This window comes from Acidobacteriota bacterium (assembly GCA_038040445.1).
GTDB lineage: Bacteria > Acidobacteriota > Blastocatellia > UBA7656 > UBA7656 > Onstottus_A > Onstottus_A frigus.
This window is the reverse complement of the sequence record JBBPIG010000007.1, coordinates 29878-50826: the sequence shown is the minus strand read 5'-3', so window position 1 is coordinate 50826 and position 20949 is coordinate 29878. Positions and strand designations below refer to the sequence as shown.

General features: G+C 58.0%; 21 protein-coding genes. 7 read left to right on the top strand and 14 right to left on the bottom strand.

The features are described from left to right. Positions 1-150 precede the first annotated feature (150 nt). Entirely contained in the window at positions 151-1197 is a 1047-nt protein-coding gene (locus AABO57_09410) for an MBL fold metallo-hydrolase (protein MEK6285943.1), read from the bottom strand. Positions 1198-1372: 175 nt separating this feature from the next. Here AABO57_09410 and AABO57_09405 point away from each other — a divergent pair, with 175 nt between their 5' ends. Next, on the top strand, positions 1373-2899 hold the full coding sequence (locus AABO57_09405) for a hypothetical protein (protein MEK6285942.1): 1527 nt from the start codon (positions 1373-1375) through the stop codon (positions 2897-2899). A 149-nt stretch (positions 2900-3048) separates the two neighbouring features. On the opposite strand, the gene AABO57_09400 is transcribed toward AABO57_09405, so the two are convergent. The 7 genes from AABO57_09400 to AABO57_09370 form a co-directional block, all read right to left on the bottom strand. Further along, the gene (locus tag AABO57_09400; protein ID MEK6285941.1) at positions 3049-3471 is read right to left on the bottom strand and encodes a DoxX family protein; all 423 of its coding nucleotides are present in this window, start codon (positions 3469-3471) and stop codon (positions 3049-3051) included. A gap of 330 nt (positions 3472-3801) precedes the next feature. Then, complete coding sequence (locus AABO57_09395) at positions 3802-5103, bottom strand: MFS transporter (GenBank protein ID MEK6285940.1); 1302 nt, start codon at positions 5101-5103, stop codon at positions 3802-3804. 119 nt (positions 5104-5222) lie between these two features. Beyond that, positions 5223-6017 carry a glucose 1-dehydrogenase gene (locus tag AABO57_09390; GenBank protein MEK6285939.1) on the bottom strand — a complete coding sequence of 265 codons (795 nt, stop codon included), beginning with the start codon at positions 6015-6017 and terminating at the stop codon, positions 5223-5225. Beyond that, positions 6014-6565, bottom strand: a complete 552-nt coding sequence (locus AABO57_09385) for a carboxymuconolactone decarboxylase family protein (GenBank protein MEK6285938.1) — start codon at positions 6563-6565, stop codon at positions 6014-6016. The genes AABO57_09390 and AABO57_09385 overlap by 4 nt, the downstream gene beginning before the upstream one ends. A 72-nt stretch (positions 6566-6637) precedes the next feature. After that, positions 6638-7411 (bottom strand): DUF5677 domain-containing protein, encoded by a 774-nt coding sequence (locus AABO57_09380; GenBank protein MEK6285937.1) that lies wholly within the window; start codon positions 7409-7411, stop codon positions 6638-6640. A 133-nt stretch (positions 7412-7544) separates the two neighbouring features. Then, positions 7545-7889: a type II toxin-antitoxin system PemK/MazF family toxin gene (locus tag AABO57_09375; protein MEK6285936.1), complete on the bottom strand. Its 345-nt coding sequence runs from the start codon at positions 7887-7889 to the stop codon at positions 7545-7547. Continuing rightward, positions 7886-8125 (bottom strand): hypothetical protein, encoded by a 240-nt coding sequence (locus tag AABO57_09370; protein MEK6285935.1) that lies wholly within the window; start codon positions 8123-8125, stop codon positions 7886-7888. Before AABO57_09370 ends, AABO57_09375 begins: the two co-directional genes overlap by 4 nt. Before the next feature lie 109 nt (positions 8126-8234). Between AABO57_09370 and AABO57_09365 the strand changes: the two genes are divergently transcribed. The 6 genes from AABO57_09365 to AABO57_09340 all read left to right on the top strand — a co-directional run bounded on the left by AABO57_09365 (position 8235) and on the right by AABO57_09340 (position 13708). Beyond that, positions 8235-8927 carry a DUF2470 domain-containing protein gene (locus AABO57_09365; GenBank protein ID MEK6285934.1) on the top strand — a complete coding sequence of 231 codons (693 nt, stop codon included), beginning with the start codon at positions 8235-8237 and terminating at the stop codon, positions 8925-8927. A gap of 139 nt (positions 8928-9066) precedes the next feature. Beyond that, entirely contained in the window at positions 9067-10404 is a 1338-nt protein-coding gene (locus tag AABO57_09360; GenBank protein ID MEK6285933.1) for a PQQ-binding-like beta-propeller repeat protein, read from the top strand. A gap of 50 nt (positions 10405-10454) precedes the next feature. Beyond that, the gene (locus tag AABO57_09355) at positions 10455-10955 is read left to right on the top strand and encodes a hypothetical protein (protein MEK6285932.1); all 501 of its coding nucleotides are present in this window, start codon (positions 10455-10457) and stop codon (positions 10953-10955) included. A 63-nt stretch (positions 10956-11018) separates the two neighbouring features. Continuing rightward, complete coding sequence (locus AABO57_09350; GenBank protein ID MEK6285931.1) at positions 11019-11219, top strand: DUF433 domain-containing protein; 201 nt, start codon at positions 11019-11021, stop codon at positions 11217-11219. Positions 11220-11367: 148 nt separating this feature from the next. Beyond that, positions 11368-12480: a hypothetical protein gene (locus AABO57_09345; protein ID MEK6285930.1), complete on the top strand. Its 1113-nt coding sequence runs from the start codon at positions 11368-11370 to the stop codon at positions 12478-12480. 7 nt (positions 12481-12487) lie between these two features. Continuing rightward, on the top strand, positions 12488-13708 hold the full coding sequence (locus AABO57_09340) for an Ig-like domain-containing protein (protein MEK6285929.1): 1221 nt from the start codon (positions 12488-12490) through the stop codon (positions 13706-13708). A 14-nt stretch (positions 13709-13722) separates the two neighbouring features. On the opposite strand, the gene AABO57_09335 is transcribed toward AABO57_09340, so the two are convergent. The 6 genes from AABO57_09335 to AABO57_09310 form a co-directional block, all read right to left on the bottom strand. Further along, entirely contained in the window at positions 13723-14418 is a 696-nt protein-coding gene (locus AABO57_09335; GenBank protein MEK6285928.1) for a hypothetical protein, read from the bottom strand. Positions 14419-14431: 13 nt separating this feature from the next. After that, the gene (locus AABO57_09330; protein MEK6285927.1) at positions 14432-14953 is read right to left on the bottom strand and encodes a protein tyrosine phosphatase family protein; all 522 of its coding nucleotides are present in this window, start codon (positions 14951-14953) and stop codon (positions 14432-14434) included. Between the two features lie 189 nt (positions 14954-15142). Next, positions 15143-16483, bottom strand: a complete 1341-nt coding sequence (locus tag AABO57_09325; GenBank protein ID MEK6285926.1) for a PQQ-binding-like beta-propeller repeat protein — start codon at positions 16481-16483, stop codon at positions 15143-15145. 153 nt (positions 16484-16636) lie between these two features. Then, a complete protein-coding gene (locus AABO57_09320; protein ID MEK6285925.1) occupies positions 16637-17902 on the bottom strand; it encodes a PQQ-binding-like beta-propeller repeat protein in 1266 nt (421 codons plus the stop codon). Positions 17903-18127: 225 nt separating this feature from the next. Beyond that, a complete protein-coding gene (locus AABO57_09315; protein MEK6285924.1) occupies positions 18128-19564 on the bottom strand; it encodes an MFS transporter in 1437 nt (478 codons plus the stop codon). A gap of 136 nt (positions 19565-19700) precedes the next feature. After that, positions 19701-20948: a PQQ-binding-like beta-propeller repeat protein gene (locus tag AABO57_09310; protein MEK6285923.1), complete on the bottom strand. Its 1248-nt coding sequence runs from the start codon at positions 20946-20948 to the stop codon at positions 19701-19703. Between the last annotated feature and the right edge of the window lies 1 nt (position 20949).

Below are 20949 nucleotides of genomic sequence, written 5' to 3'. Positions count from 1 at the left end.
CGGGCGACGGTTCTCAGGCCTACGATCTCTACAAAGGCGACCGTCACCCCTTTCGGGGTTCGTGTATCGCTTCGCGCGTCCTCCACGGGTTCGCGGACTCACCCGTGGCTTTATGCCGCCACCCCCTTCGGGGGTTACTATTCGTGGGCTCTAGGCTAGCGATTCGAGCCCATGCGAGAGCGCGTGCCGGTCACGCGCGACGCGTGCGACCTTCTTCGCGGCAGGCAATTCCTGGCCTGTCATCTCGGTGTACACCTTCTCCACTTGAGCCGCAAAACCGTTCCCCTTCCCGACGTACCGCGCAATCTGAGCGTCTCCCGCAAGCGCCGCATTGATCTGGCCGATAGAATCGCGAACCTCCTGCCCCGACTTTTTCGCTTTCACCAGCGCGCCCACGCCTTCGCGCAGCGACCTGAAGAATCGCTGCTGATCCGCCAGCACCGTGTCCACTCCGCGAGGGCCGTGACCGGGACACACGATGCGAGCGCCCAGCTTGCGAGCCGCTTCCAGCGTCGCCACCCACTTCTCGACATTCCCATCGCCGACGAAGTTGTATGGCCCGTTCACGCACGCGTCGCCGGTGAACAAGATGCGTTCGTTGGGGAGCCACGCGAACGCGTCGCCGTGGGTGTGCGCGACGCCCAGGTGCATAAGCTCGACCCGGTGCTTGCCGTCGTCGAAGACCATCTCGCGCGGGAAAAGAACCGACGGAGGCTTGAGCTTCGAGGCGGCGACATCCGGCCGAGTCTTGGCCGCGTCTTCCCAGCGGCCAGGCTTGCCGCCGTAGTAGCCGGTCTCGTAGCGCTTCATCTCGTCCAGCACCCCGGTGTGAGCGACGGGCGTCGCTCCGTTCTCGACCCAGACCTGATTGCCATAAGCGTGATCACCGTGATGATGTGTATCGAACGCGAAGCGAATGGGTTTCTCAGTAATGGCGCGAATCTTTGGTAGGATCTCGTTAGCGCCAGAGGGGAAGTTGGCGTCGATGACCAGAACGTAGTCTTCAAAAATAATCCAGCCGTTGTTGCAGTGGCCTCGCACGAGGTTGCCTTCGTGGAAGTACACTTCAGCGGCGATCGGGTCCACCTTGCCGACTTCCGGTCTCGAGCCAGCGGCTCGCGCCTTCGCTTCCTTCATCGACAGGCCGGCGAGGGCCGCGCCTCCAATCAACATTTCTCGTCGTGTGATATCGCACATAGTGAGTCCTCCGGTTAGCACAGACTTCAGTCTGAATGGTCTTCTCTTCGCGCTTCGTGTCGCCCTTCACCTTGTTTGTTCAGGGCTTGGCATTATATGACCTGAAGAGCAGTCGCACAAAGGACTGACTACACGCCTTGACCTTACTCTTCCGCCCTGCTACAACCGGCGCGTGATGCGTCCCGCCATCACTTTCGATCTAAGCCGAATCAAGTACGAGCTCGAACTATTCCTGCTTGGCGGCGAGTTCGATCTCTTCGAAGACGAAAATCTGGTATCGAGAATCGAGGCCGAGCGCGCCGCGGCAGAAGTCTCCTACGGCAAATTGATCCTGTCGTGCTGGGGCGACGGCTGGTCGCGGTCGTGGCGAATCATTTCGTGCGAGCTGGCCGCCGAACGGCTGACGCTCGAATGTTCCAAGCAGATGGGACTCAAGCGATGCGCGCTCACTTTGAGCCGCGGCGTTGGTGTTCGGCAAGCGGCCGGGGCCCGAAAGGATTTCGCTCGCAAGCTTGCGGCGATGATCGAAGCCAATCTCCCTGGGCTCCGAGTCGAGCGGGCCGTCACCGCGCGCAACGACCGGCGTCATCTGTCGGGGGTTCACGCGCGGCTGATCATTCGAGACAGTCGAGACAGTCTAAAAGGGGGCAAGCGTCTTGCGGGTATCGGCGTTAGCGAAACCGAGCTCCAGCCGAATGTCGACGCCGTCCTCGCGGCAGGGATGATCTGGCTGGATGAGCTTCGCCGCAGAAGCGGTTCGGTTGAGGGCCTTATGATCTTTGCCCCTCGAAGCGACACGATCGCGATTCGCCTGACGGCGATGTCACCTTCGACGCGAGTCTCGTTGTTTCGGATCAACGAAACGAAGGGCGCGGTCGAGCCGGTTTCCCCCTTCGATCAAGGCGATCTGAACGACAGCTTTCGCAAAGCTGCCCGCCGCGCTCATTGGCCGCGGCCGGGAATGCTGCCGCCGGACTGTGCAATGCTGGTCGAGTCGGTGCGAAGGCTCGCTCCCGATCACGTCGAGGCGCACCATCGGGGACCCTGGGTTTCGCTCTCAATTCGAGGCCTTGAAGTCGCGCGCGTCTGGATCAACCGGCGCCGAGTCGAGTTCGGAATAGGAGAAGCTCGGGTGAAACTCAATCACCAGAACGAGCATGAGCTCGAGCGGCTGATTCGGGAGACGATCATCCGCCGCCGTCCCGAAGCTGAGTTTCGCAACGAGATGATCTTTCGCTATCAACCCGAACGCTGGCTGGAGGCGATCATCAGCTGCGACGTCACTGCGTTGGACGCGACGCTCGATCCGCGTTTCGTCTACTCGCAAGTGCCAACCTATCGAGGCGAGCAGCGCACTTTCATAGATCTTCTGGCGGCGACTCGTGAAGGGCGGCTTGTGGTGATGGAGCTCAAGGTGAGCGAGGAGACTGAGTTTCCGTTTCAGGCGCTCGATTACTGGCTGCGAGTGGAATGGCACCGCGCGCGTGACGACTTTCATCGACGTGGTTATTTCGATGGGTTGAGCTTGATCGACGCGCCGCCGCTGCTATATCTGGTCGCGCCGCTGTTCCGCTTTCACGAGACCACGAAGCTGATCGCGAGTTCGATCCACGAACGCGTGCCGGTGTACCGGATTGGGATCAACGAAGACTGGCGCCGGGGTGTGCGTGTGCTGATGAGGGAGAGGCTGAACGGACAGTAGGAGGAAGGCAGAAAGCAGAAGGCAGAAGGCAGAAGGCAGAAGGCAGAAAGCAGAAGGCAGAAAGTGAGTAGGAACAAAAGCAGGCATCCTACCTTTCGACTCCGTTTTGATTTCTACCTACTGAATGTCGGCTGCCTACTCCCTTCTGCCTACTTTTTACCGCCTTCTGCTTTCTGGATCTCGGCGCCTCTTGCTTTTGCTATCAGCGCATCGATGCTCAATATCCCCGAGCCTCGAGAAGCGATGTACAAAAACACGAAGCAGAACAGTACGGCAAGCTCGCCGCGGTTCGTGATCGGCCAGAAGCCGGCGGGGGCGTGCTGCTTGAAGTAGGCGACGGCCATCTGGCCGCTACAGATGAACGCGACGATGCTGGTGAAAAAACCCACGGCGATTAGTATCCCGCCCACGAGTTCAATGACACCGGCTACAATCATCAGCGTGGCCTCCTGCTTCTGTCCTCCGAGCACGCCAAATAGCTTCTGCGCGCCGTGACAAGCAAACAAAAAACCGGCGATGATTCGCATCAACGCGTAGAAAACGTCCGAGTACTTTCCGAGCCATTTTTCCATTAGCCGTTCCTTTCACTCAGAGAGATTGCGCCGCTGCCCCGGTGCAACGTCCATCGGGCTCGGCTGTTGAGTGCGAGAAGCATAACATCAGGATGAGCCGCGGGCGATAGCGATCTGGCGCCCTGGTGTCCGCGCTGCAAATTAGAATCGAGCGGCGCTCCTCGAAAGAACTCCAGCTGTCCCCGGGGACCCTTCATTAAAGCGCCATCGATCATCCCTTGGGTTTCTTTTCAGTCGCGGCCGCTCGTGCCGGCGGGCTGTGGCAGTGCTGTAGAAACGAGGCTCTCCTCAAGCTCATGAATTGCGTGTCATTTATCTAAACAATGTCAACTACTCGATGTCGGTGTGCGCAGTCTCCGCCGCCCAATACACCGATACCGTAGTGACTGCAGCCATCCCGATAATAAACAATGCGATCGGCCACGAAGCGCCATAACGCTTCAGAAGACCCGTCGCGATCAGAGGCGAAAGTCCTCCCGCGATCACCGACGCGAGCTGATAACCAAGCGACGCGCCGCTGTACCTGACTCGCGTGCCGAACAGTTCCGAGAAGAAACTCGCTTGCGGACCGTACATCGCCGAATGTCCAAACACCAGAGCGAGCACGATCGCAAGCACCATCAAACCCGTGCTCGATGTTTCAATCAGCCAGAAAGACGGGAACGCGAACAGACCGGTGAAGATTGCCCCAAACAGATAGACCGGCCGCCGCCCCAATCGATCCGACAACGCGCCAAAGGCCGGCATCGTGAACAGCTCGATCACCGCGGCGATCGAGATGGCCGTAAGAACCCCCGCGCGGGAAAACCCGATCTTCGGCTGGGTCGCGTACGTCAGCACGAACACTGTGTACAAATAAAACGCGCCGTTCTCCGCAATGCGCGCGCCCATCGCCAACAACACGCTCTTTGGGTGCTCGCGCACCGCGTCGAGGATCGGCATGCGGGCTCCGGCCCCGGCTCGCTTCATCTCCGCGAAAATTGGCGGCTCGACTACTGCGAGTCTGATGAATACTCCCACGCCGACCATGACGACGCTGAGAAGGAACGGCACGCGCCAGCCCCACGTGAGCAGCGCTTCGTCGGGCAGCTTCGAGATCTGTGCGAAGATGACCGTCGACAGCAGCAGTCCGGCGGGCACGCCGATCTGAGGCCAGCTCCCGTAGAAGCCGCGCCGCCCCTTTGGCGAATGCTCGACCGCCATCAACACCGCGCCGCCCCACTCCCCGCCGATTCCGAAACCTTGCGCAACTCGCAGCACGATCAACAGTATCGGCGCCCAGATTCCAATCTGGTTGTAGGTGGGAAGACAGCCGACCAGGAAAGTCGCGATGCCCATGATGAGCAGAGTGAGGATCAGCATGGACTTGCGTCCGATCTTGTCGCCGAAGTGGCCGCACACTATGCCGCCGATGGGTCGGGCCGCAAACCCGACGGCATAAGTGCCGAACGATGCGAGTGTGCCTGTCAGTGGATCGTAGTTAGGGAAGAAGAGCTTGTTGAAGATCAGCGCGCTGGCGGTTCCATAGAGAAAGAAGTCATACCATTCGATAGTCGTGCCGATGAAGCTGGCGATGGCGACTCTTCGAATCGTCGCGCCCGTGGGGACCGAGGCGTTCAAATGGATTTTCATCCTCCGGTTCTATACGTGAAGACTCGGCACAGAGCACAATGCCTTCGAGTTGGACCGATTCAAGGGCAGATTGTGCAAGCCAAATCTTAGTCGTCAGAGAGCCAATTGTGAAACGGCGGCTAACCTATTCGCGCGCTTTGCCCGCCATCGACCGGCAGCATCACTCCAGTGATGAACTTGGCTTCGTCGGAAGCAAGAAACAGCGCAGCGTAAGCGACGTCCCAGGCCGTTCCCATCTTTCCTCCGAGCGGCACCCGCGCGTCTCGCTGACGGATCAAGTCCTCTTTCGGAACTCCGCGTGACTTTGAAATCCCCTCGATGGCCATCGGCGTGTTCATCAAGCCGGGCATTATCGCATTCGCGCGAATGTTGTACTTTGCATTCTCGAGAGCGATCTGGTGAGTGAGCGCGTTCACGCCGGCCTTCGAAGTCTTGTAAGCGACGATATTCGCCGAGCAGATCGCCGCAATCGAGGAGATGTTGATGATCGAACCGCTGCGCTGTTCCCTCATCAACGGCAGCACACTTCTTGAAGACAGGAACATGCCCTTGAGGTTCACGCTCATGATTCTGTCCCAGGACTCTTCACTCAGGCTTAAGATCTCGTCGTCCCCGCTGCCGATGCCGACGTTGTTATGCAGCACATCGACCCGGCCGTAAGTTTCCATTGCAGCCCGGACGAACCCGGCGCAATCATCCTGGCGAGTGACGTCTGCCTCAAACGTGAAGCAGGTTCCGCCTTCCCCTTCGATCAAGACTTGAGTCTCGAGCGCTGATTCGTTGTCGCGGTCGACCAGCACCACGCGAGCGCCTTCTCGGGCGAAGAGGATGGCGGTTGCGCGGCCGTTGCCGATCGTTTCTCCCGGCGTTTGGCCGGCTCCAACTACGATGGCTACTTTATCTTTAAGTCTCATTTGAACCCCGCAAAGCCTTCTTCCAACTGCACCCCCAGCGAGTTGAGCGCCATTGACACAAGCTTGTACTGGCCGGCGGTGAAGACCAGATCCATAAGCTGTTGGGTGTTGTACCGTTCGGCAAGCGCCTTCCAGGTGGAATCGCCGATGAAAGAGTCAGCGTGCAACTCGTCAACGGCGGAAATCAGCGTGGCTTCAAACGGGTCGAGTCCCGCCGCGTCCGGGCCTTCTGCGATCCGCTTGATGTCATCGTCGCCGAGGCCGGCTTGCTTTCCGATTGCGAGGTGATGTCCCCATTCGTATTCCGCTCGGCATAGCCACGCCATGCGCAAGATGGCGATCTCTCGCTCCCGCGCGGAAAGCGTAGATTTGGACAGCACATGGCCTGCGAATACCAGCCATCGTTTCAAGAGCTGCGGATGCCGCGCGAGTGTCGTGAAGATGTTGTAGACGTGCCCATCTAGCCGGAGGCTTTCCATAAGCGCTCCGGTCTCATCATCCCATTCGGCCTGCGGAAGAGGTTTAACACGTGGCTCGGTCAGACGCATCGGCTTATCTCCTTTTTATAAAACGGATCGAGTCAACAAAGTCCATGTCGTGCTCTTAAACACATCACGGCACTATCCTTTGGCGTTCAGTCGCTTTATGAGTCGCGAGAGCTCCGGTTCCAAGGCCTTCCGGAGCTTCAGATCGCTAGCAAGGAAATCGATGATCGACAAGAGCAGCACCCAAGCAAGGGTGAGCGGCAGGCTAGGATCTTCAAGCGGCTGTTTTGGTTTCAAAGCGCCATTCGCGGTTAGCATAGCCTCTAGCGATTGTGGACCTGCATGAACAATCCAGCTCATCCATCTGTACAGGCCATACCAGTAGTTATCTTGAGGGGTGATTGGAGCGCTCAATCGAAGTTCCCTAACTCGGCCCTCCACCGAATTCACGGGATAAGCCCAGGACCTAGCCCACTGCAAGTTACCTTTCTTGTCACGGAAGCGAAACAGGTGACGCGTCTCCGAGCGTTCAGCTTTGAGCCGCTTCATTATGCTTTGAAGCTTCGGAGGCGGAAACACGGTGGGCATAGCTTCGAGGCACTTCAGCTTGTCTATAGCTTGATATCGAAGGAAACGGACGGCTCGAGAGTGCTTATGCGTTAGGCGAATCCATTTGTAATCGAAGAAGATCTCAAACATCGTGCGAACTAGAATGAGAGCTTCGTAAGAGCATTCGGAGGGCACGGCCTCGATCGCAGTGGCGAGGCGCCGGCCGCGCAGCAGAAATCCAAATCCGACCCGCGTCAGCAGCCGCGACGCGGCGCGGTTCGAAGAGATTCTCTCTAGCTTCCGCGCCAGCCGGATCGAACGTCGAAGGAGCTGGGCAGGTTGTTGTGCCTTCGGTTTCATATGCTCGCTTTTTTCGAGCAGACGCACAATAGGCGTCCCGCTTTTTTGACGGGATCGCTCAACCGCGCTCGGTCATGCTGAGGATTGCCCAGCGGCTTTCGGTTCAAACGAATTGGTAGACTCGTGGCCTCGCTCAGGCGATGCCCATCGTGAACACGACTCGACTCTCGATGGAAGCCATTGTCTCTTCACTCAAGTCGCCAAGCTTCTTTTGCAATCGAGTCTTGTCCAAAACTCTCAACTGGTGACATAGCGCGACTGAATCGCTCGTTAAGCCGCCTTCTCCCTTTGCAACTTTCACACAGGATGGTAAAGAAGCCCGTCGCAAGTTTGTTGTGAATGGTATAGTCAGCACCGTCGTCGTGAACTTGTTAATCAAATCGTTCTGGAATATGAGCACCGGTCGCGTGCCTGCCTGCTCCGAGGCCCGCGTGGGATTGAGATCTGCTAGCCACACTTCGCTTCGCTTGAATGTCATCCGGCATCCTCTTGCGCTAGCGCCATGGCATAGTCTGATAGTCCTTCTTCTGCCAGTTCCAGGTCTTCTTCTGAAGATTCGACATACAGCGCAGCCAACTGACTCTCATCAAATGATGGAATGGTCCTGATTCGGGACTGATACTTGATGAATGCTAGATATTGAGCTAGCTGTTCCAATTCGGTTTGACTCAAGCTATGAACCGTTTGAACGATTTGCTCCTTTGTTATCATCATCGATCCTCCATGTCACGACCATCCGCATTTTATCACAGTGTTTGCAGGGTGGGACGCCCCTTGCTAACATCGCTGTGCAAGATACCAGCACACCCGTAGAATAGGAAGCATGTCACACCAGGCACTTACCGCGAGGCGACTGCTGAACCACCAGAGCGTCGGCGTGCTGTCCACTCATTCGATCGATGTCGAAGGATACCCCTTCGGCTCGATAGCTCCATATTCTCTCGATTATGACGGCGAGCCAGCCATTCTCATCAGTGACATCGCTCAGCATACGCGCAATATCAAACAGAACAACAAGGTGTCGCTGACTGTTTTTGATCCGCACGCCGATGACCAACAGGCAAGCAGCCGCCTGACATGGATAGGAGATGCTGAGTCGATCGATCCATCTGAGACAGACATACGCGATCGCTACCTGCGTTATTTTCCTTCAGCAGAATCATACTTCGAGGCGCATGACTTTTCGTTCTATCGAATTCGTCTGCGGAGAGCGCGCTTCATCGGCGGGTTTGGACAGATATTCTGGATCGAGCCGGACGCTATGCTCGTCAAGAATCCATTCCGTGAGACCGAGCGCGGGATTGTCGAGCATATGAATCGTGATCACAGTAAAGCCTTGTTTCACTACTGCAAAATGTCAGGACAGGCTGATGTGGAAGCCGTAACAATGACGGGGATCGATAGCGAAGGATTTGATCTCTTAGCTGACAAGCGCAAATTGCGAATAGATTTCGACTCGCCTATCCACACAACCGAAGAGGCGCGAGCCAGGTTGGTGCAACTAGCCAGGATGTAGTAAGAAACGACGAAGCGTTCGTAGCCCCGTTCGTAGTCCCGCCTTCAGGCGGAAGTTCGAATTATCGTTTTGCCGGCCGAGCACTACGAACTTCCGCCTGAAGGCCGGACTACGAAACTCTTTCAAAGGAGGACGCGAGATGCGCATTCTGTTCGGCGTAATAATCGTGATGATTGGCATTCCCGGCGCGGCCTATTCGGACAACTGGCCGCAGTGGAGAGGCGCTTCCGGGAACGGAGTCTCGAATGAGACCGGTCTGCCGACTCGTTGGGGCAAGGATGAAGTCGCGTGGAAGGCTCCGCTGAAAGGACTCGGCGTCTCGTCACCAATCGCCTGGGGCGATCGGGTGTTCGTCACCTCTCAATTGGGCCAGGCAGAGTTGCGCCCCGGATCGCATCCCACTCTCGCTCGAGGCCCGGAAGCGGCGGCGGAAAAGCCTATGGGTAAGGGTGCGGCGACGACAGAGAAGCAACTCTACTTCCTGGTTGAAGCCTTTCGCAGATCCGACGGCAGCCGTCTGTGGGAGTATCGGGTGGCCGCGGAAGGAAAGCTCGCGCCTCTCCACCAGAAGCACAACCTGGCGAGTCCAAGCCCTGTCACCGATGGCGATCTGGTTTATGCCTGGTTCGGGAACGGTCAGCTTGTCGCCGTGAATATGGAGGGCAAGCTCGTTTGGCAGCGCCACCTTGGAAAGGAGTACTCGCCGTTCGAGATCGAATGGGGACACGGAAGCTCACCCGCACTCTACCGGGACATGTTGATCCTGCTCTGCGACCACATTCCTGCGTCGCACTTGCTGGCTCTGGATAAGAAGACGGGAAAGGAAAAGTGGAAGGTGGATCGCGGCAAGGGCGTCCGGTCCTACAGCACGCCCACGGTAGTTCGCGGTCCAGGCGGCGATGAGCTGATCGTAAATGCCAGCGAGCGAATCGACGCTTATGATCCCGCGACCGGCAAACATCTCTGGTACACCGGCGAGCCCAATCGATTTCCGATTCCGGTGCCGTCGTCCGAGAACGGTGTGATGTATGCGAGCCGCGGCTATCGAAGCGGCCCCTTCATGGCAATCCGGCTCGGCGGCAAGGGCGACATATCGGGCACGCACGTCCAATGGCTCGTACCAACGGGTGCACCCTACGTGTCGTCGCTTGTGCTGTATCAAGGCCTGATCTACATGGCCAACGACGCCGGAGTTGCAACCTGCATCGACGCAAAGACCGGAGAGAAGGTTTGGCAGTCACGGATGGAGGGAATATTCAGTGCTTCACCGGTCGCCGGCGATGGAAAGGTCTACCTGTTAAGCGAAACAGGAGAGACGATCGTGTTAAAGGCGGGGCGAGAGTTCCAGGTTATGGCGCGCAATGATCTGGGGGAGCGACTGGTGGCGTCACCGGCTATCTCAAACGGACAGCTCTTCATTCGAACCGATGCGTATCTTTTTTGTATTGGTAAGAAATCCTCGGGTCCGGCGCGATAGTAACACTGCAACTCAGTTATTCGCGTTGAGGTAAGCTATTGGGATCAGACATGACTAAGCTGGCTTCAAGCGGTCCGCTCATACTAATGGCGTTCCTGGCAATCGGATCGGAAACCATTGCGCTGAAGCAGGAACAACGCGCCTTCGAAGGCTTGATTGCGGCCGCTGAGGCAGTGGTGGCCGTTGAGATTCTATCGACTGACTACACCGCGACCCCTTCCGATGGACCGATGGTGGCAGCCGCAAGAGTATTGAAGGTTGTAAAGGGCCCCTTTACCGCTGGGAAGGAGTTCAACTTCACTGAGACGGCGTGGGTCGGTCCCACATATCAGAAAGGCGAGTACAGAATTCTATTCCTTGAGAAGACCAAGCCGACGGAATTCCCCAAGACGACGGAGTGGCGCATACTTTCGAACCTGCACGCCAGGACCGATTTCTTCATTGAAAAAGACTCCGTTCCAGCTCTATCAACGGAATCTCTGGAATCATTCTTGAAGAAGCTTCAAGAATCCAAGCCGAGGCCGAAAAAGATCGTGTTCGAGAGTCTCTGATTGCCGCTTCACGCATTTTTGCCGACAGTCCTCGGAGAAAGACTGTGTTATGAGTCTCCAGCGATGGATTACACATCGATCATCACCATTGAGCCGGACAAGCGAAGCGGCAAACCATGCATTCGTGGCACTCGGATGACGGTTACGGATGTGCTGGAATACCTTGCGGGTGGAATGTCTCCAGAAGAGATCGTCGCTGAATTCCCCGACCTAACGCTCGATGACATTCGCGCGTGTCTCGCCTTTGCCGCCGATCGAGAATGAAGGCCAAGCACTGCGTACCGCCAATAGCGATCTACCCGCCGCCGATCTTGACAGATTCGCCACGAGCGCTTGATTATGTGTGCCGTAGCTCGTATACCCGCGCGGTTCCGCGCGTCTCATCTTCGACCTGTCACAGAAAGGAGCATCTATGAAGCGTTCTCTATTGCCGCTGTTACTCGTGATCCTGACCATCGGCATGCTCGCCAACGGCGCGGGCACTGCCAGTTGGACGACCGACCTAAAAGAAGGCAAGCCGGCTTTTCAGTTCATGGGCCCGCTCGCATTTGGGCCTGAGGGAATTCTCTTTGTCGCCGACACCAAAGCCGCCGCGGTTACGGCGATTGCTACCGGCGACGCCAAGGCTTCCGCTGCCAAACTCATTAAGGTCGAGGGCGTCGATCAGAAGCTCGCAAGCCTCCTCGGCACGAGTGCCGATCAAATCCAAATCCAGGATCTGGCCGTGAACCCGGTGTCGCATAATGCCTACCTGGCCGTCTCACGTGGACGCGGTCCCGACGCGGTTCCGGTGCTGGTACGGGTAAGAGCCGACGGACAGCTCGAGGTGGTCTCGCTGGACAAGGTGAAATTCTCGCGAGTATCGTTGCCTAATGCGCCGGCGGATGCAGTCGTCGGTCAGGGCAACCGGCAGAGCAATCCGCGACAGGAATCAATCACGGACATCGCCTTCCTCGACGGCCGCGTCGTGATCGCCGGGCTGTCAAATGAGGAGTTCGCTTCGACTCTCCGCGCTGTACCATTCCCGTTCAAGACCCTGGCCACGCCCACCAGCGTCGAGATCTATCACGGCAATCACGGGCGATTCGAAACGCGAGCGCCGGTGCGAACTTTCGCGGCGTTCAAAGTCGGCGGCCAGCAGCATCTCCTTGCCGCTTACACCTGCACGCCGCTTGTGCAGTTTCCGATCAGCGAGCTGAAGCCCGGCGCAAAGATTCAGGGCAAGACCATAGCCGAGCTTGGCAACCGGAACCGCCCGCTCGATATGATCGTCTACGAGAAGGACGGCAAGCCTTATCTGCTGATGGCCAACAGCAGCCGCGGGGTGATGAAGATCAGCACGGATAACATCGACAAGGCCGAGGGCATCGTAGCGCCGGTGCCGGACAAAAAGGGGCTGAGCTACGAGACGATCACGGGCTGGACCGGAGTCGAGCAACTTGATCGACTAGACGGCAAATACGCAGTCGTCGTCCGCCGCGTCGAAGGCGGCTCGATGATTCTCGAATCGCTGCCGTTGCCGTAAAGCAGCTATGAACGGGCCTCGACGGCAAGGCGAGCTGCCGGCCATTTTTGTTGCGGCATTGATCACCTTCGGCGCGTCGCTCACTTTTCAAGCCTGCAAACGCGCGGCGCCGCCCGAGCCTTCAAGCTCGGCGGCGCCGGTTTCCCTCCGCTGGACGCTCGATCAAACAGGCTCAAACAGGCTGCTCGTCGAAGTGCACGGGCTCGGTGCGGTATCGCTCGACCGCTTGCGAGGATCAACGTGGACGCCCGCCGAATGGCAACGCCTGTTGTCGGTTTACGCCGGGCGGCCGGGCTCGACATCGGATCCGAACTTGCCGCCGATGCTTGGCGCCTACCGCGTCGAGTCAAATGTGCTCCTGTTCGAGTCGCAGTTCCCGGTTGAACCGGAGGCCGAATATCGCGCAGTGTTTCGTCCCGTTTCGTTAAGCGGTGATGCGGGCGATCCGGTCACTTCGGTCTACAAATCACCCTCGCTAAGCTCGTCACCAACCACCGTCGTGAGTCACGTTTATCCAAGCGCCGACGTGTTGCCTGAAAACCTTCTCAAGTTCTACGTCCACTTCTCGTCGCCGATGAGCCGCGGCCGCATCTACGATCACGTTCACTTGCGCGACAGCGCGGGCAAGGAAGTCGAGCTTCCCTTCCTGGAGATCGACGAGGAGTTGTGGGACCCGGCAATGACTCGGCTGACCCTGATCATCGATCCCGGCAGGATCAAGCGAGGAGTTCGTCCGCTCGAAGAGATTGGACCCGTGCTGGAAGCCGGAAAGAGCTACACACTGGCAATCGACAGCGCGTGGAAGGACGGCGCCGGGGTCCCGCTCAAACAGTCTTTTGAGAAAACGTTCAAGGCTGGTCCTTCTGATCGCGAGCCTGTGGATCCGGCGCGCTGGAGGACTCAGCCTCCACCTTCCGGCACGCTCGAACGGCTGTCGGTCATTTTCCCGGAGCCAATGGATAACGCCGTCACTCCACGCTCGATCCGGGTAACCAGCGACTCTGGAGGTTCAATCGACGGGAAGTCCGTGCTGGAGGATCAGGAACGTCGTTGGACTTTTGTCCCAGACAATCCATGGCGTCGTGGCGGGTACAAGCTTCTGATCGAAACGACGATCGAAGACCTGGCGGGAAACAACATAGGCAAGCCGTTCGATGTAGACAAGCGCGAGGCGATCAGGAGGCGGCCCGGTTCATCGACGGTAACGCTCGCTTTCGAGGTTCGCTGAACAGATTGTAGTTTTCAGCCAACGTGGAGCCCCGCGGCCAGGCGCCCGCGCAGGTTGAGGAAGTAGTCTTCGGGCACGCTTTGAATCGACTTCTGTAGCTTGTTGATCACGCCCTCGATCTCGCGCTCCTCCTCGGCTTCCACTGCTTCGGCCGCTGAAGCAACTCGCTCGGCATCAGGCTTACCCGAAACGCTCTTCAAGCTTCGGTTCAGGAGACTCGCGGCCGACTTGAGCGTCGCCTTCGATTGACTGAGCGTCAAGCTCACCGCGCGTTCAACCGGACCCGTTCCCACTTCGCGGCAGACCGCGTCAATCGCCGCCCGAAGCTCAAAAGCGTTGCGCTGACCCCGGAACCAGCCCTCGTTCAACGCACAATCGAGGAGATAGCCTTGATGAAAGGTGCGGCTCACCGTGTCGGCGGCACGTTTCCATTCGAGGAAGAAGAACAGCTTGCGAAAGATCAGCTTGAACGGGAGCAGGAGCGCGCCGCCGAGGCAGCCAGCCAGACACCCGCTGCCCGGATCGTCGGCGAGGGTTTTCATCTCTTGCTCGGTCAGGGTGATCGCGTAAACGCGTGTCAGCTCGCGTACAAGCCGTCGCTGGAAGTAGCTCTTAACCAGATCGTCGACAATCGGAACTGGAATCAAGGGAGTGAGGCCGGTCAGCACCGCGTGAGTTATGATCAGCTTTTGATTGTCGCCTTCAGGCAAGGTAGGACTACCCTCACTTCTTCCCGTACTTCGCGATGTAGTTCCGCGCGAACTCGGTTAGGTGGGGCGCTTCGCGGAGGCCGATCTTCCTGGCTTCTTCTTCCGCGGCCTCAACCGTCCAGCCGTCACGCAACACACGACGGATCATCCAGAACGCGCCGACTCGAATCGCCGCGGTGCAGTGAATAAAGACCGGGCGGTTTGCAGGATCGTCGGTTATCTTGAGGAACTCGGTGGCCTGTTCATCCTTTGGGTCCCTGTACACAACCGGGATGTTGAAGTACTTGAGTCCGAGTTCTTTCGCCTTAGCTTCTTCATCGGCGGCGCGGTGCTCGCCCGGTGTGCGGAGGTTGATGATCGACTTCACGCCTTCCGACTTCAGCTTTTCCAGAGCCTCGAGCTTCGGCTGGCCACCCGTGCAATACTGATCGCTCACGCGGGTGAAGTTGAAAATGGCCGGTTGCTCTTTCTGAATCTGAGCGTACGCGGCAAGGGCGCAGAATGCTGTCACCAGAATGACGCCAAGTTTCTTCATAAACATACTCCTCACGGATACTACCAAACGCAGCAATACGCCACACGCCATCGCTGCATTGGGTCTGCATCTCTCGAACCGCGTTACCAAGCAATGAGGCGTAAACTCGGCAACCCCTGTGAATCCCGAAGGGATGGCGGAAGTAAAGCCCCCGTGGCTTTATTCCGCCACTCCCTTCGGGGTTTACTGTTAAGCCTTCGAAGCGCCGCCCTTCGTGATTCGATAAAGCTTCGTCGCGGTGCGGATGACCAAGCTCCCCCGCACGATTGCCGGCGTCGCCATGCACATCTCGTCCAGAGAGTTCTTGCCCACAAGCTTGTACTCTTTGCCCGCCTGAATCACAAACGTGTCGCCGTCTTCACTCAAGCAAAATATCTTGCCGTTGTATGCCCACGGCGACGACGTGAACGCGTTTACGCCAGGATCGATTCGTACTTTTGGATAGACCTCGCCTCCATCCTTCGCATCGTGACAGGTGAAAAAGCCGCGATCGTAAAGCGTGTAGTAGTAGTCGCCGTAGACGATCGGCGACGGGTTGTAAGGCCCCGCTTGCGGCTGGTACCACGCGATGTAGTTGTTGCTCAGCTCTCCCGGCTTTAGCGAGATGTCACCCGAAGCGCCCGGCTTGATCGCATACACCGGCCGGAGCTGATCGCCCACGTAACCGGACGCGATGTAAACAAGTCCGTGCCGCGAAAACGGCGTCGGTATCGAGATCGAAGACATCCCGCTGAACTCCCACAGCGGCTTGCCGTTCAAATCGTAAGACCTGGTCTTCTTTGTTCCCGGCGTGATTATCTCGGTCCGTGAGCCGCTCTCCCACACGTATGGCGTAGCCCAGTTGGTTCCCTGCTCTCTTTCGACTCGCCATATCTGTTCGCCGGTCTTCGCATTCAGCGCGATCATGAACGACGCGGTGTCGTTGTCGTTGACTACGTACAGCCGGTCCTTGTACAACACCGGCGATGCGGCGGTTCCCCAGCCGTAGCGCGTCGCAAACGGCCCCCACTTCTTGGACCACAGCAGCTTGCCGCTCATGTCGAAGCAGAACAGACCCACGTTTCCGAAGTAAGCATAGACACGCTCGCCGTCGGTCACCGGAGTCTCCGAAGCATAGCTGTTCTTCAAGTGTCGCGGGTTCTCGGGCGGACCGTTCTTGACTTCCTGCTGCCAGCGAATCTTGCCGGTCTTGAAATCCACGCAGTAGACCATCCACCGGTGGATGTCGGTTGGCGGTTTTCGCTCGCCGCCGAAGTATAGACCCTTCTTCGGTTTCTCGCCTTCAACCGAGCTGACCACCGAGGTCAGAAAGATGTTATCGCCCCAGACGGCGGGCGAGCTCCATCCCATGCCGGGGATCTCGGTCTTCCACGCGACGTTCTCGGTGGTGCTCCATTTGTCAGGCAGGTTTGGATCTTCGGCTACGCCGAGCGAACCGGGTCCGCGAAACTGCGGCCAGTTGGCTTGCGCCATGGCTGCCGTAAGCAGCACGCCGATGAGAAAGACTGCCGCCATCGCTTTCTTGATCATAAGGCTCCTCCAAAGAGTTCAGGGTTCCGGGTTCAGGGTTCCGAGTTCAGAGTTCAGGGTTCAGAGTTCAAGCTTTAGCTTGCTGCTGGTATTCCGCTAATGCAGCCTGAAGGTTGAACTCTGAACCCGGAACTCGGAACCCGGAACCCTGAACTACTTCGATACTCGCTTACCGATACAGTAGAGATACTGAGCGGTTCGCATGAAGATCTGCCCGTCCGAAACAGCCGGCGAGCTGAGCGTGTAATCGTTCAAGTTGTTCTCGGCCAGCACCTCGAACTTCGGGCCCGCCTTCAACACCGTCGTTAGCCCTTCTTCGTTGGTGACGTAAAGCTTGTCGTCGGCCAGCACCGGCGATGAACTGTACGTCGCCGGCTTGATGCGCTGCGGTCCCCAGATGGCCTGACCTGTCTTGGCGTCGAGGCACCACATGATGCCCCGGTCGTCGACAACATAGAAATACTTGCCGTCGGTCACCGGGGTCGGAACATCGGGCCCGTTGGCGAACGCCCAGAGGCGGCTTGATTCGGTCACGTCGCCGCGCCCGCCAGCTTTAAGAGCCAGCAGCGGCTTTACTCTGGTCGGCGCGTACACGACGCCTTCGAACACGACCGGAGACGCGACGATTCGATAGTTGGGATGGTTGTCGGGGTTCAGTCCGTTCGCGCGCCAAAGTTCCTTGCCCGTTGCCGGATCGTGACCGGTCACGCAATCGCCGCCGGTGATCACAATCTCGACGTTTTTGCCGTACTTCAGAAGCGCGGGAGTCGTGTAGGAGTCAGGCGATTCGCTGATCGCATTTGTCGGGCGCTCGACCTTCCAAAGAGTCTTGCCTGTCTTCTTGTCCAGCCGCATCACGTAAGACGGATCGTCGGTCCTCATACCGTGAAGCACTTGAACAAACAACGCGTCTTCATAGAGCAGCGGCGACGATGCGTATCCCCAATTCAAGCCGAAGCGCCCATAGTCTTTCTGTACATCGCGCGCCCACAGCTCGACGCCGCTGAAGTCGAATGCCTTGAGGATGCCGGTCCCGGTCATCACCCAAACGCTCTTGCCGTCGGTGACCGGCGAAGGCGACGACATGTTCTGTTTGCGCATCTTGGTGTTGCCGCTCCCAAGAAGCTTCTTCCAGAGGGGCTCGCCTTTCGTTCGGTCCACGCACCAAAGGAACAGGTCGTTTCCATCGGCGACGTTCAGAAAGATGCGCTCGCCCCAGATGATGGGGGTCGCGCCGGTCCAGCTCGGCAAGGTGAGCTTCCAGGTGACGTTCTCCTCGGCACTCCACTTGAAAGGCAGGTTCTTTTCGGCGCTGACGCCGTTTAGAAACGGACCGCGCCACTGCGGCCAGTTATCAGCGTACACCGAACCGGCAGCTAAGGTCGCGAGGATCAAGAAAGGAAAAAGCTTTCGGACCACGTTTTCACTCCGATCGTATTCGGGCCGCAATTCGTCTTCTGTCTCAGGTGAAGTCTCCTTCTTCATTCGCCTAGTATAACAGCGGCCAAACAGCAATTCTAACCGCAAGCCGAGCCCTCGCTGGCCTCGATCGAGATGCTTTACGCCATCTCGGCGGTCGCCGCCTTGAGCACTCGTTCTTGCCCGGGCCATGTTTCGGTTGGCGAGCCGCAAATCGAGGCCTCCTCAAACCGGGCCGTCGATATCGCTCTGCAGCTCGCCGGGCCGCTCCGTCTCAAGCTCCTTCCAGATCAGCACGCTGTGGGTCTCCTTCAACAGAAGCGACCCAACGATGAACGTGATGCCCGCGATCACAATCGGATAATACAACCCGGCGTAGATGTTGCCAGTCTGCGCAACCACGGCCAGTCCAATCAGCGGCAACAATCCGCCGAAGATCCCGTTGCCTATGTGGTACGGGAGCGACAACGCGGTGTATCGGATCCTGGCCGGGAACGCCTCGACAAGGTACGCGGCGATCGGGCCGTAAACCATGGTGACAAAAATGACCTGGATGAACACCAGCAGAATCAGCTTCCAGGCGATGGGATTGGTCATGAGCCCGGCAAAGTTCGTCCACGGCAGAACCTCGTTTGCAGGTTGCAGCACCCCATCAACGACGGTTTGCGGCACGAGAGTGATCGCGCCGGTTACCGGGTTCTTCTGCGACGCGGCGGTCACCACGTTCGAGCCGGCCGCCTGTTGCATCGCCTTATAGATCGGAATGTACGAGACGGCGGCCAGCAGACACCCGATCATCATTATCTTCTTGCGGCCGAAACGGTCCGACAGCGCGCCGAACAGAACGAATAACGGCATCCCAAGCAACAACGCGGCGGCGATAATGTAATTGGCCGACGTGCCGTTCACTCTGAGGACCGTCTGAAGGTAGAACAGCGCATAGAACTGCCCGGTGTACCACACCACGCCTTGTCCCGCCGTCGCGCCAAACAGAGAGATCAACACCAGCTTCAGATTCGCCCAATTGGTGAACGCCTCTTTTAACGGCCGGGCCGACGTCATCCCGGCGCCCTTGATGTGCTGGAAGATCGGCGACTCCTTCATCCGCAGCCGAATGTACAGTGAGATCGCTACCAGAAAGATCGAGATCAGGAACGGAAGCCGCCAGCCCCACGACCCGAAGGCTTCTTTGCTCATCGCGTTCTGGACGGCGAGGATCACAGCAAGCGAAAGGAACAGCCCGAGCGTTGCCGTGATCTGAATAAAGCTCGTGTAGAAGCCTCGCTTTCCATCGGGCACGTGCTCGGCAACATACACGGCAGCCCCGCCGTACTCGCCTCCCAGCGCCAAGCCTTGCAGAATCCGAATCACCAGAAGAATGATCGGAGCTGCGATCCCGATCGTCGCATAGGTTGGAAGAAAGCCGATCAGCGCCGTTGCGCCTCCCATGATCAACAGCGTCACCAGAAACGCATACTTTCGGCCGACCAGATCGCCTATCCGCCCGAAGAACAGCGCGCCGAACGGGCGCACGACAAACCCCACGGCGAAAGTCGAAAGGTATGCGATCAGCGCGAGGGTGTCGTCGCCCTTAGGGTAAAAGAGCGGCGAAATGACGGTCGCAAGGCTGCCGAAGATGTAGAAGTCATACCACTCGATCATCGTGCCCACGGCGGACGCACCGATTATCTGAGGGATTTTGTAGTCCGCCGGCCGCTCGGCAATATCGGTGGTTTGAACTGCTGTCTCTGGCTGATCGGAGAGGTGACGGGAAGAATAGGTCATTCGGTCTCAGCTTTCAGTCGAAACTCAACAGCGCGATTGTCTTCGTGTCTTTTATCAGGATTCCCTTGCCCACAACAACCGGGTGCGCCCAGGTTGGACTCTCTGCCACCGGATACTTTTTCAAAACCTCGAATTGCGTCGCACCGTTCTTTGCGACCAGCAGGTCCGATGCCTCGGTCAGCAGAAACAGAAACGACCCCGCCGCGACGATCGCCGCGTTGTCTCCCTCGCGGCCGTTGCTGATCCACTTAGTCTCTCCCGTGCGCGCGTCGAGACAGAAGAACTGACCTTTGCGCTTGTGTGAAAGCCCGAACAGATAATCTCCACTCACGACCGGCGAGTTCATGTACATCGATACTTCAGGGTTCTGCCAGACTCGCTCGGTCTCCCATTTATCTCCGCGCTTGATCACTCTGACTGCCATCGTTCCCTTGTCCAAACCTGAGAAGATCAGCGTCTGCTTGTAGACAACCGGGGTCACGATGTTCTGAACGTATTCGGTCTCGAACGGAATGCGCCAGAGCAGCTCACCGCTTTCGGCTGAAAACCCGGCAATCGACTTCTGCGTTTGCGTGACGATCTGACTTGTCCCACTACTCTGGAAAACTATCGGCGACGCATAGCCGGGCCCGTCTCCCGTCCAGCTCCACTTCACGTCTCCCGTCTGGGAATCAAAAGCTGTGAGCGCGCCCGCATCGTGGCCGCCAACGTGCACAATCACCAGACCGTTGTGCACAACAGGCGAAGCCGCCGCGCCAAAGAGAGGCGAGGTCGCTTTGAACTGTTTGGAAAACTCCTTGCGCCAGCTCAGCTTTCCGGTAGCAGCGTCGTAACAGGAGAGAATGCCGCTGATGCCAAAGGTGTACAGCCTGTTGTTGTAAACAACCGGAGTTGATTTAGGACCCTTACCGTGAGCAAACGCGGCCGGGTTCATCATGTAAGGAGTAGGATAGCTGTCGTGCCATATCAGCTTTCCCGTGTCGAGATCAAAACACGAGGCGACTTCGTTCTCGTCCTGCCGCGAGTGCAGATAGACTCGGCGTCCAACAACGACGGGCGATGCGTGCCCGATCCCGGCCTGCACTTTCCAGATTGTCTTCAGCTTGTCGGGCCAGACTCGCGGAGCGGTGAAGGAAGCGACCAGTCCGTCGCGATTAGGGCCGCGCCATTGAGGCCAGTCTTGTGCAAAACAAACCTGACCAGCGAGTGCGGCGGCGACGCAAAGCCGCAATGCGATTTTCGAGAGCATTGTATTGGCCATA

Excerpts from the sequence above, each read along its gene's own strand:
- AABO57_09410 (MEK6285943.1), bottom strand. The coding sequence starts at position 1,197 with ATGTGCGATATCACACGACGAGAAATGTTGATTGGAGGCGCGGCCCTC.
- AABO57_09405 (MEK6285942.1), top strand. The coding sequence starts at position 1,373 with ATGCGTCCCGCCATCACTTTCGATCTAAGCCGAATCAAGTACGAGCTC.
- AABO57_09400 (MEK6285941.1), bottom strand. The coding sequence starts at position 3,471 with ATGGAAAAATGGCTCGGAAAGTACTCGGACGTTTTCTACGCGTTGATG.
- AABO57_09395 (MEK6285940.1), bottom strand. The coding sequence starts at position 5,103 with ATGAAAATCCATTTGAACGCCTCGGTCCCCACGGGCGCGACGATTCGA.
- AABO57_09390 (MEK6285939.1), bottom strand. The coding sequence starts at position 6,017 with ATGAGACTTAAAGATAAAGTAGCCATCGTAGTTGGAGCCGGCCAAACG.
- AABO57_09385 (MEK6285938.1), bottom strand. The coding sequence starts at position 6,565 with ATGCGTCTGACCGAGCCACGTGTTAAACCTCTTCCGCAGGCCGAATGG.
- AABO57_09380 (MEK6285937.1), bottom strand. The coding sequence starts at position 7,411 with ATGAAACCGAAGGCACAACAACCTGCCCAGCTCCTTCGACGTTCGATC.
- AABO57_09375 (MEK6285936.1), bottom strand. The coding sequence starts at position 7,889 with ATGACATTCAAGCGAAGCGAAGTGTGGCTAGCAGATCTCAATCCCACG.
- AABO57_09370 (MEK6285935.1), bottom strand. The coding sequence starts at position 8,125 with ATGATGATAACAAAGGAGCAAATCGTTCAAACGGTTCATAGCTTGAGT.
- AABO57_09365 (MEK6285934.1), top strand. The coding sequence starts at position 8,235 with ATGTCACACCAGGCACTTACCGCGAGGCGACTGCTGAACCACCAGAGC.
- AABO57_09360 (MEK6285933.1), top strand. The coding sequence starts at position 9,067 with ATGCGCATTCTGTTCGGCGTAATAATCGTGATGATTGGCATTCCCGGC.
- AABO57_09355 (MEK6285932.1), top strand. The coding sequence starts at position 10,455 with ATGACTAAGCTGGCTTCAAGCGGTCCGCTCATACTAATGGCGTTCCTG.
- AABO57_09350 (MEK6285931.1), top strand. The coding sequence starts at position 11,019 with ATGGATTACACATCGATCATCACCATTGAGCCGGACAAGCGAAGCGGC.
- AABO57_09345 (MEK6285930.1), top strand. The coding sequence starts at position 11,368 with ATGAAGCGTTCTCTATTGCCGCTGTTACTCGTGATCCTGACCATCGGC.
- AABO57_09340 (MEK6285929.1), top strand. The coding sequence starts at position 12,488 with ATGAACGGGCCTCGACGGCAAGGCGAGCTGCCGGCCATTTTTGTTGCG.
- AABO57_09330 (MEK6285927.1), bottom strand. The coding sequence starts at position 14,953 with ATGAAGAAACTTGGCGTCATTCTGGTGACAGCATTCTGCGCCCTTGCC.
- AABO57_09325 (MEK6285926.1), bottom strand. The coding sequence starts at position 16,483 with ATGATCAAGAAAGCGATGGCGGCAGTCTTTCTCATCGGCGTGCTGCTT.
- AABO57_09315 (MEK6285924.1), bottom strand. The coding sequence starts at position 19,564 with ATGATCGAGTGGTATGACTTCTACATCTTCGGCAGCCTTGCGACCGTC.
- AABO57_09310 (MEK6285923.1), bottom strand. The coding sequence starts at position 20,948 with ATGGCCAATACAATGCTCTCGAAAATCGCATTGCGGCTTTGCGTCGCC.